Genomic DNA, 5,586 nt, shown 5'->3' with positions numbered 1-5,586 from the left:
GTGTTGACTGGTTTTGTTGTGAGGTGTATAGTTCGGTTCTTCGCTGCTGACGCGGTGAAGAAAACGAAGCAGACAGTATAACACAGTTGGTTGAAATTTTCGATAATTTTAGTTGACATTTGCTAAATGTACTGTATAATTCGATTCGCTCTTTAAAAAACAGATTACCGATAAGTGTGAGTGCATTAGGCCTCACACTGTTTGAAAGACAGACAAGATGATGTTTTAGACATTGTCCTGTCAGTTTCTTTGAAGCAGACCAGAAGTTATAAGTTAGAGATTGAACATAAGAGTTTGATCCTGGCTCAGATTGAACGCTGGCGGCATGCTTTACACATGCAAGTCGGACGGCAGCACAGAGAAGCTTGCTTCTTGGGTGGCGAGTGGCGAACGGGTGAGTAACATATCGGAACGTACCGAGTAATGGGGGATAACTAATCGAAAGATTAGCTAATACCGCATATTCTCTGAGGAGGAAAGCAGGGGACCTTCGGGCCTTGCGTTATTTGAGCGGCCGATATCTGATTAGCTAGTTGGTGGGGTAAAGGCCTACCAAGGCGACGATCAGTAGCGGGTCTGAGAGGATGATCCGCCACACTGGGACTGAGACACGGCCCAGACTCCTACGGGAGGCAGCAGTGGGGAATTTTGGACAATGGGCGCAAGCCTGATCCAGCCATGCCGCGTGTCTGAAGAAGGCCTTCGGGTTGTAAAGGACTTTTGTCAGGGAAGAAAAGGACAGGGTTAATACCCCTGTCTGATGACGGTACCTGAAGAATAAGCACCGGCTAACTACGTGCCAGCAGCCGCGGTAATACGTAGGGTGCGAGCGTTAATCGGAATTACTGGGCGTAAAGCGAGCGCAGACGGTTACTTAAGCAGGATGTGAAATCCCCGGGCTCAACCTGGGAACTGCGTTCTGAACTGGGTGACTAGAGTGTGTCAGAGGGAGGTAGAATTCCACGTGTAGCAGTGAAATGCGTAGAGATGTGGAGGAATACCGATGGCGAAGGCAGCCTCCTGGGATAACACTGACGTTCATGCTCGAAAGCGTGGGTAGCAAACAGGATTAGATACCCTGGTAGTCCACGCCCTAAACGATGTCAATTAGCTGTTGGGCAACTTGATTGCTTAGTAGCGTAGCTAACGCGTGAAATTGACCGCCTGGGGAGTACGGTCGCAAGATTAAAACTCAAAGGAATTGACGGGGACCCGCACAAGCGGTGGATGATGTGGATTAATTCGATGCAACGCGAAGAACCTTACCTGGTCTTGACATGTACGGAATCCTCCAGAGACGGAGGAGTGCCTTCGGGAGCCGTAACACAGGTGCTGCATGGCTGTCGTCAGCTCGTGTCGTGAGATGTTGGGTTAAGTCCCGCAACGAGCGCAACCCTTGTCATTAGTTGCCATCATTTAGTTGGGCACTCTAATGAGACTGCCGGTGACAAGCCGGAGGAAGGTGGGGATGACGTCAAGTCCTCATGGCCCTTATGACCAGGGCTTCACACGTCATACAATGGTCGGTACAGAGGGTAGCCAAGCCGCGAGGTGGAGCCAATCTCACAAAACCGATCGTAGTCCGGATTGCACTCTGCAACTCGAGTGCATGAAGTCGGAATCGCTAGTAATCGCAGGTCAGCATACTGCGGTGAATACGTTCCCGGGTCTTGTACACACCGCCCGTCACACCATGGGAGTGGGGGATACCAGAAGTAGGTAGGGTAACCGCAAGGAGCCCGCTTACCACGGTATGCTTCATGACTGGGGTGAAGTCGTAACAAGGTAGCCGTAGGGGAACCTGCGGCTGGATCACCTCCTTTCTAGAGAAAGAAGAGGTCTGATGCATTCACACTTATCGGTAAACTGTAAAAGATGCGGAAGAGAAAAGCTTGAGTGAAGACAAGATTCGCTTAAGAAGAGAATCCGGGTTTGTAGCTCAGCTGGTTAGAGCACACGCTTGATAAGCGTGGGGTCGGAGGTTCAAGTCCTCCCAGACCCACCAAGAACGGGGGCATAGCTCAGTTGGTAGAGCACCTGCTTTGCAAGCAGGGGGTCATCGGTTCGATCCCGTTTGCCTCCACCAAGAACTTTACAAATCAAAGGAAGCCTGCTATACTTAGCAGCTTATTTTGATTTGCGAAGTGGAATATCGACGCATCGATCTTTAACAAATTGGAAAGCCGAAATCAACAAACAAAGACAATGAGTTTGTTTTGATTTTTTGTTCTTTGCAAAGGATAAAAAATCTCTCGCAAGAGAAAAGAAAACAAACACAGTATTTGGGTGATGATTGTATCGACTTAATCCTGAAACACAAAAGGCAGGATTAAGACACAACAAAGCAGTAAGCTTTATCAAAGTAGGAATTTCAAGTTTGCTTCCCTAGTCAACGGGTAGGTAAACGAAGTCAAAGAGGTTCTTGAAATGATAGAGTCAAGTGAATAAGTGCATCAGGTGGATGCCTTGGCGATGATAGGCGACGAAGGACGTGTAAGCCTGCGAAAAGCGCGGGGGAGCTGGCAATAAAGCTATGATCCCGCGATGTCCGAATGGGGAAACCCACCTCTTAGGAGGTATCCTTATCTGAATACATAGGATAAGCGAGGCGAACCCGGAGAACTGAACCATCTAAGTACCCGGAGGAAAAGAAATCAACCGAGATTCCGCAAGTAGTGGCGAGCGAACGCGGAGGAGCCTGTACGTAATAACTGTCGAGATAGAAGAACAAGCTGGGAAGCTTGACCATAGTGGGTGATAGTCCCGTATTCGAAATCTCAACAGTGGTACTAAGCGTACGAAAAGTAGGGCGGGACACGTGAAATCCTGTCTGAATATGGGGGGACCATCCTCCAAGGCTAAATACTCATCATCGACCGATAGTGAACCAGTACCGTGAGGGAAAGGCGAAAAGAACCCCGGGAGGGGAGTGAAATAGAACCTGAAACCTGATGCATACAAACAGTGGGAGCACCCTTGTGGTGTGACTGCGTACCTTTTGTATAATGGGTCAACGACTTACATTCAGTAGCGAGCTTAACCGAATAGGGGAGGCGTAGGGAAACCGAGTCTTAATAGGGCGAACAGTTGCTGGGTGTAGACCCGAAACCGAGTGATCTATCCATGGCCAGGTTGAAGGTGCCGTAACAGGTACTGGAGGACCGAACCCACGCATGTTGCAAAATGCGGGGATGAGCTGTGGATAGGGGTGAAAGGCTAAACAAACTCGGAGATAGCTGGTTCTCCCCGAAAACTATTTAGGTAGTGCCTCGAGCAAGACACTGATGGGGGTAAAGCACTGTTATGGCTAGGGGGTTATTGCAACTTACCAACCCATGGCAAACTAAGAATACCATCAAGTGGTTCCTCGGGAGACAGACAGCGGGTGCTAACGTCCGTTGTCAAGAGGGAAACAACCCAGACCGCCAGCTAAGGTCCCAAATGATAGATTAAGTGGTAAACGAAGTGGGAAGGCCCAGACAGCCAGGATGTTGGCTTAGAAGCAGCCATCATTTAAAGAAAGCGTAATAGCTCACTGGTCGAGTCGTCCTGCGCGGAAGATGTAACGGGGCTCAAATCTATAACCGAAGCTGCGGATGCCAGTTTACTGGCATGGTAGGGGAGCGTTCTGTAGGCCGATGAAGGTGCATTGTAAAGTGTGCTGGAGGTATCAGAAGTGCGAATGTTGACATGAGTAGCGATAAAGCGGGTGAAAAGCCCGCTCGCCGAAAGCCCAAGGTTTCCTACGCAACGTTCATCGGCGTAGGGTGAGTCGGCCCCTAAGGCGAGGCAGAAATGCGTAGTCGATGGGAAACAGGTTAATATTCCTGTACTTGATTCAAATGCGATGTGGGGACGGAGAAGGTTAGGTTAGCAAGCTGTTGGAATAGCTTGTTTAAGCCGGTAGGTGGAAGACTTAGGCAAATCCGGGTCTTCTTAACACCGAGAAGTGATGACGAGTGTCTACGGACATGAAGTAACCGATACCACGCTTCCAGGAAAAGCCACTAAGCTTCAGTTTGAATTGAACCGTACCGCAAACCGACACAGGTGGGCAGGATGAGAATTCTAAGGCGCTTGAGAGAACTCAGGAGAAGGAACTCGGCAAATTGATACCGTAACTTCGGGAGAAGGTATGCCCTCTAAGGTTAAGGACTTGCTCCGTAAGCCCTGGAGGGTCGCAGAGAATAGGTGGCTGCGACTGTTTATTAAAAACACAGCACTCTGCTAACACGAAAGTGGACGTATAGGGTGTGACGCCTGCCCGGTGCTGGAAGGTTAATTGAAGATGTGCAAGCATCGGATCGAAGCCCCAGTAAACGGCGGCCGTAACTATAACGGTCCTAAGGTAGCGAAATTCCTTGTCGGGTAAGTTCCGACCCGCACGAATGGCGTAACGATGGCCACACTGTCTCCTCCTGAGACTCAGCGAAGTTGAAGTGGTTGTGAAGATGCAATCTACCCGCTGCTAGACGGAAAGACCCCGTGAACCTTTACTGTAGCTTTGCATTGGACTTTGAAGTCACTTGTGTAGGATAGGTGGGAGGCTTTGAAGCAGAGACGCCAGTCTCTGTGGAGCCGTCCTTGAAATACCACCCTGGTGTCTTTGAGGTTCTAACCCAGACCCGTAATCCGGGTCGGGGACCGTGCATGGTAGGCAGTTTGACTGGGGCGGTCTCCTCCCAAAGAGTAACGGAGGAGTTCGAAGGTTACCTAGGTCCGGTCGGAAATCGGACTGATAGTGCAATGGCAAAAGGTAGCTTAACTGCGAGACCGACAAGTCGAGCAGGTGCGAAAGCAGGACATAGTGATCCGGTGGTTCTGTATGGAAGGGCCATCGCTCAACGGATAAAAGGTACTCCGGGGATAACAGGCTGATTCCGCCCAAGAGTTCATATCGACGGCGGAGTTTGGCACCTCGATGTCGGCTCATCACATCCTGGGGCTGTAGTCGGTCCCAAGGGTATGGCTGTTCGCCATTTAAAGTGGTACGTGAGCTGGGTTTAAAACGTCGTGAGACAGTTTGGTCCCTATCTGCAGTGGGCGTTGGAAGTTTGACGGGGGCTGCTCCTAGTACGAGAGGACCGGAGTGGACGAACCTCTGGTGTACCGGTTGTCACGCCAGTGGCATCGCCGGGTAGCTAAGTTCGGAAGAGATAAGCGCTGAAAGCATCTAAGCGCGAAACTCGCCTGAAGATGAGACTTCCCTTGCGGTTTAACTGCACTAAAGAGTCGTTCGAGACCAGGACGTTGATAGGTGGGGTGTGGAAGCGCGGTAACGTGTGAAGCTAACCCATACTAATTGCTCGTGAGGCTTGACTCTATCATTTGAAGAACTTCAAATATAAAAGCTTACTGACTGATTTAGTCATCACTAAATAATTGATTAAGGCTTTACCGATTTGTAACAGTTTAAGTTTGGCGGCCATAGCGAGTTGGTCCCACGCCTTCCCATCCCGAACAGGACCGTGAAACGACTCAGCGCCGATGATAGTGTGGTTCTTCCATGTGAAAGTAGGTCACCGCCAAACACCCATTCCGAAGCCCCCGACTGATGTCGGGGGCTTTTTACATGCCTGTCGGTTC

At 50.1% G+C, this 5,586-nt stretch carries 2 tRNA genes and 3 rRNA genes; all 5 read left to right on the top strand.

What is annotated here, in order from left to right:
* The first annotated feature begins 282 nt into the window (after positions 1-282).
* The 5 genes from ACTHTA_RS11230 to rrf all read left to right on the top strand — a co-directional run bounded on the left by ACTHTA_RS11230 (position 283) and on the right by rrf (position 5,531).
* Positions 283-1,823 (top strand): 16S ribosomal RNA (locus tag ACTHTA_RS11230).
* 105 nt (positions 1,824-1,928) lie between these two features.
* Positions 1,929-2,005 (top strand) — tRNA-Ile (locus ACTHTA_RS11225).
* A gap of 5 nt (positions 2,006-2,010) precedes the next feature.
* Positions 2,011-2,086, top strand: a tRNA-Ala gene (locus ACTHTA_RS11220).
* A 348-nt stretch (positions 2,087-2,434) separates the two neighbouring features.
* Positions 2,435-5,323, top strand: a 23S ribosomal RNA gene (locus tag ACTHTA_RS11215).
* 94 nt (positions 5,324-5,417) lie between these two features.
* A 5S ribosomal RNA gene (gene rrf, locus ACTHTA_RS11210) occupies positions 5,418-5,531 on the top strand.
* The 16S, 23S and 5S rRNA genes sit together here with 2 tRNA genes alongside, the layout of an rRNA operon.
* Positions 5,532-5,586 lie beyond the last annotated feature (55 nt).

This window comes from Neisseria sp. P0013.S005, assembly GCF_051958425.1.
GTDB classification, from domain to species: Bacteria; Pseudomonadota; Gammaproteobacteria; order Burkholderiales; family Neisseriaceae; genus Neisseria; species Neisseria subflava.
This window is presented reverse-complemented; position numbering and strand designations above follow the sequence as displayed.